Origin of the sequence: Nakamurella sp. (assembly GCF_048594475.1) — a bacterium.
In the GTDB taxonomy this organism is placed as follows: Bacteria; Actinomycetota; Actinomycetes; order Mycobacteriales; family Nakamurellaceae; genus Nakamurella.
On record NZ_JBMDXT010000183.1, the window covers coordinates 1 to 4,474 of the forward strand.

At 74.1% G+C, this 4,474-nt stretch carries 5 protein-coding genes; 2 read left to right on the top strand and 3 right to left on the bottom strand.

Features of this window, described 5'->3' with window-relative positions; translation table 11 throughout:
• Positions 1-56: 56 nt before the first annotated feature.
• Positions 57-290 carry a DUF3039 domain-containing protein gene (locus tag ACOJUF_RS08840; RefSeq protein ID WP_420121496.1) on the top strand — a complete coding sequence of 78 codons (234 nt, stop codon included), beginning with the start codon at positions 57-59 and terminating at the stop codon, positions 288-290.
• A gap of 44 nt (positions 291-334) precedes the next feature.
• Here the strand turns inward: ACOJUF_RS08840 and ACOJUF_RS08845 are convergent, their stop codons facing one another.
• Positions 335-1,696 (bottom strand): YhjD/YihY/BrkB family envelope integrity protein, encoded by a 1,362-nt coding sequence (locus ACOJUF_RS08845; protein WP_420121493.1) that lies wholly within the window; start codon positions 1,694-1,696, stop codon positions 335-337.
• Between the two features lie 268 nt (positions 1,697-1,964).
• Here ACOJUF_RS08845 and ACOJUF_RS08850 point away from each other — a divergent pair, with 268 nt between their 5' ends.
• Entirely contained in the window at positions 1,965-3,713 is a 1,749-nt protein-coding gene (locus ACOJUF_RS08850) for a DEAD/DEAH box helicase (protein WP_420121494.1), read from the top strand.
• A gap of 9 nt (positions 3,714-3,722) precedes the next feature.
• Here ACOJUF_RS08850 and ACOJUF_RS08855 read toward each other — a convergent pair whose 3' ends face one another.
• Entirely contained in the window at positions 3,723-4,259 is a 537-nt protein-coding gene (locus tag ACOJUF_RS08855; protein WP_420121495.1) for a hypothetical protein, read from the bottom strand.
• A 95-nt stretch (positions 4,260-4,354) separates the two neighbouring features.
• The coding region (locus tag ACOJUF_RS08860) for a DUF7455 domain-containing protein (RefSeq protein WP_420121497.1) at positions 4,355-4,474 on the bottom strand (120 nt) is incomplete at its 5' end.

The window sequence follows — 4,474 nt, forward strand, 5'->3', positions numbered from 1 at the left end:
GCCTGGGCAGCCCGTCCACCACCACTCGCGGGCGGCGCCCGCGAACAGGAGCCACGATGTCGACGACCACCACCACGCTCGAGAAGCCGCTGGAACGCACCACCGACAACGACGACACGCCGAAGATGTTCCACTACGTGCGGAAGTCGAAGATCGCCGAATCGGCGGTGATGGGCAACTTCGTGGTCGCCCTGTGCGGCGAGACGTTCCCGGTGACCCGGTCGCCGAAGCCGGACTCGCCGGTGTGCCCCGACTGCAAGAAGATCTACGAGTCCCTGAAGAAGGGCTGATCACCGGCATCGACCGGTGACCTGCCGGGCCGCGGGCCCACGGGTCAGGTCGCGGCCGGTCCGGGTGGCTGGACCGGCTCCGGGGCCGCCCCGACGACCGGCCCGTCCCGCTCGGGGTCGTACCGCTGCCAGCGCCGCAGCTCCCGCTTGGACGGCCGGGGCGGGTAGTACTCCAGCGTGGCGTTGTTGAACTGGGCGCCGATGATGACGGCCATCGAGACGAAGTAGTAGAAGAGCAGGAACGTGATCGGCGTGGCCAGCGCGCCGTAGGTCAGGCCGTGCGCGTACACGTACGACAGGTACAGCCGAAGCCCGAAGCTGGCGACCAGGAACACGCCGGCGGCCAGGAACGCCCCGGGGACCCCGCGGTCCCAGGGGTGCTTGTGCTTGGGCGCGACCTTGTACAGGACCGTCAGCAGGAAGATCAGCCCGAGCGCCAGGGCCGGGTAGTAGGCGACGTTGACGATGTTGGACACCTGCCCGCGCCAGGACTCGGGGAACAGCTTGGGCAGGTAGTCCGGGCCGATGGCCAGCAGCGGCAGCATGACGATGCCCGACAGCAGCGCCAGCAGGTACAGGCCAAGGGCGAAGAAGCGCTCCACCACCGGGTGCCGCACCTCGTGCTGGCCGTAGGCGATGGTGATCGACTCCACGAACGCCGACATCGCCGACGACCCGGCCCATAGGCTGATCACCAGGCCGACCGACACCACGTCGGCCTGGCCCTGGCTCAGGATCGTCTCGACGGTGTTGCCGACCAGGTTGTCCGCCACCTCCTCGTTGAAGATGGCGTTGAGGAAGATCAGGATCTGTTCGCGGATCTGGTCGATGGTGCCCGCCGGGAAGTACCAGTTGACGACGTAGCCGACCAGGCCGAGCAGCGCCAGCAGCAGCGGAGCGGTGGACAGCGCGCACCAGAAGGCGGCCTGCGAGCTCAGGCCGAACAGGGAGTCGCCCCAGGCCTTGGACAGGGTGCGGCCGATCACCTTGCGCCAGCGGTGCCGGACCTTGGGCGCGGGCACCGCGACCGGACCGGTGCCGACCCGGAACCAGGGCACGGTGTGCTGGTCCTCGATCGGCTCCTGGATCGGCTCCTGGGTCGGCCCGGCCCGGTCGGGGGCGGCCGGATCGGCGACGACCGGACCGGGCGACACCCGGGTCAGCGCCACCGTCGGCCTGGAGTCGGCCGGGGACCCGGCCGGGGCACCGGCCGGCCCGCCGTGCGCGGTGGCGCCCGGTGCGGTCGGTGGGACGTCGGGGGCGGCGGTCGCGGACGGGACGGCCGGGTGCCCGGTACCGGCCCGCGCGGCCCCGTTCGCCGAACCCGGGTCGGGGGCGACGGGTGCGCTCGGCCGGCCCGTGACGGGCCAGGTGGGATCCCGCGGCGGCGGGGCAGCCGTGCTCACCCCACGAGCATGCCTGCCGCGCGCCCGGTGGCGGTAACGCGACAGGCGATTCTCGTCACGGACGGGCCGGCCGAGACCGATTCGAAACATTCCGCAGATGCGCGGCACACCCGTCGGGCGCGGGTATGGTCGTGGGTCGGCCCGGCCAGCAGGTGCGGGCGGGCGCGGCGCCGTTGGGCCGGTATCCGTTACCCGCCTGTCGGTTTGGGTCGGGGCCGACGGCACGCGGCATTCGGGACGGCAGGGAAGGGCGGGGGTGGAGGGACGGGTGGGACAGCCGCCGCTTCGCCCGTGGCAGCGGGAGGCCCTGGCCTCCTACCAGTCCGCGCACGCCGCTGCCGGTCGGCGGGACTTCCTGGTCACCGCGACGCCGGGCGCCGGCAAGACGACGTTCGCCCTCGCCGTCGCCGGCGACCTGATGCGCCGCCGGGTGATCGACCGCGTCGTGATCGTCTGCCCGACCGACCACCTGCGCACCCAATGGGCCGACGCCGCCTCGGCGTTCGGCCTGGTGCTGGATCCGAAGATGAGCAATGCCCAGGGGCCGGTGCCCGCCGGCTGCCAGGGCTACGTGGCGACGTACGCCCAGGTGGCGGCCCGGCCGGCGATCCACGCCGCGCGCAGCGGCCGGATGCGCTCGCTGGTCGTGCTCGACGAGATCCACCACGCCGGTGACGGCCTGTCCTGGGGCGAGGCCGTCGGCGAGGCGTTCGGGGAGGTCCACCGGCGGCTGTCGCTGACCGGGACGCCGTTCCGGACCAAGGCAGGGGAGCGGATCCCGTTCGTCGAGTACGAGGTCGACGGCGACCTGCTGCGGTCGCGGGCCGACTTCACCTACGGCTACCGCCGCGCACTGGCCGACCGGGTGGTCCGGCCCGTGGTCTTCGCCGCCTACAGCGGGGTCTCCCGCTGGCGCAACAGCGCCGGCGAGGTGATCGCGGCCTCGTTGACCGGCGCCGGTACCAAGTCGGTGGAGACCGCGGCCTGGCGCACCGCCCTGGACCCCAAGGGCGGCTGGGTCCCGCACGTCATCGCCGCGATGGACGAACGGATCACCCAGCTGCGGTCCTCCGGCATGCCGGACGCGGCCGGGCTGGTGCTGGCCAGCGACCAGGACGACGCCCGCGACTACGCCGACGTGGTGCGCCGGATCACCGGGCACAAGCCGGTGCTGATCCTGTCCGACGACGCGGCGGCGTCCAAACGGATCGAGAAGTTCCGGGGCAGCGACGAGCGGATCGCGGTCTGCGTCCGGATGATCTCCGAGGGCGTGGACATCCCGCGGGCGGCGTGCCTGGCCTGGATGACGTCGTACCGCACGCCCCTGTTCTTCGCGCAGGCCGTCGGGCGCGTCGTCCGGTCGCGGAACCCGCGGGAGGCGGCGACCGTCTTCCTGCCCGCGGTGCGGCCGCTGCTGGCGCTGGCGGCGGAGCTGGAGCAGGACCGGAACTACGTCATGGCCCCGCCGCCGCCGGTCGAGGACGACCTGGCGGCGTTGGCCGACCCGATGCCGCGGGAGCCGGCCGAGCCGGGCGGCCGGACGATCGAGGTGCTCGACTCGGAGGCCGAGTTCGCGCACGTGTTGCATTCCGGGCGGGCGGTCGTCTCGGCCGGCGCGTCCGGCCCGTCCGGCTCGGCCGGGCCGGACCCGGCGTCGTCACCGGTGGCGGTCAGCGAGGACGAGCAGGAGTACCTGGGGCTGCCCGGGTTGCTCACCCCGGAACAGACCGCCGCCCTGCTGGCCACCCGGGACTCGGATCTGCGCCGGCGGGTGGCCTCGATGGCCCGGGATCCGCTGGCCGACGCCGCGGAACGGGAGGCGGCGGCGGGCTGGCGGGCCGCGGCGGACCTGCGCCGCGAGGTCAACCAGCTGGTCGCCCGGGTGGCGGCCCGGACCGGCAAGCCGCACGCGACGGTGCACTCGCAGGTGCGCCGCGCGGTGCCCGGACCGGCGTCGGCGGCCGCCGGGCCGGACCTGCTCAGTGCCCGGCGGGACCACCTGCTGGGCCTGCTGTAGCCGGCCGGCTCAGCCGGTGGACAGGGCCTTCCCGGCCCCGATGAGCCCGAGCAGGCCAGAGCCGATGAACAGGTAGAAGCCGGTCGTGGCCTGGCCGAACAGGCCGAAGACGCCGAGGTCGAAGACCGGGCGGGCATGCCCGACCACCCACAGGGCGCCGCCGAGCGCGAGCAGCGAGAGCAGCGCGGCGGCCAGGCCGAGCGGGCGGTGGTTGATCGGGGCGAGCAGCGCCAGCCCCAGCACGATCAGGGCGCCGCCGGCCACCGCGCAGCCCAGCACGGCCAGGGTGGCCCAGCGCAGGTCGGCGGAGGGGGCCGGCAGCAGGCGCAGACCCCGGTAGACCTGCCAGCCGGTGGCGGCAACCGGGCCGGCGGGGCCGGGTCCGGACGGGGTGAGGGTGAACCAGGGGGCGAAGAGCTGCCAGACGCCGGCCACCCCGGCGGCCAGCAGGAGCAGGGCGGCGACGGGATCGGGACGCACCGGGCGCCGGAGCGCCGGCGGCGCGGTCATCGGCGCGGCGGGCACGGCCCGGCCCAGCTGTGACATGCCACGCACCTCCGATCGCCGACTGCATCATCGCCCATGGGCGACGATGCGCGGAACCGCTGGATCGGGTTCGACCCGATCCAGCGGTGCGGCGACTACTGCTCGTCGCGGGAGCGGTGGATCACCGCGGCCAGCTGCTCGAGCCGGGCGCTGTGCTCCTTGGCGTGGTGGTTGCAGAAGAGCAGCTCGCCGCCCGTGGAGAGCACGGCGCGGAC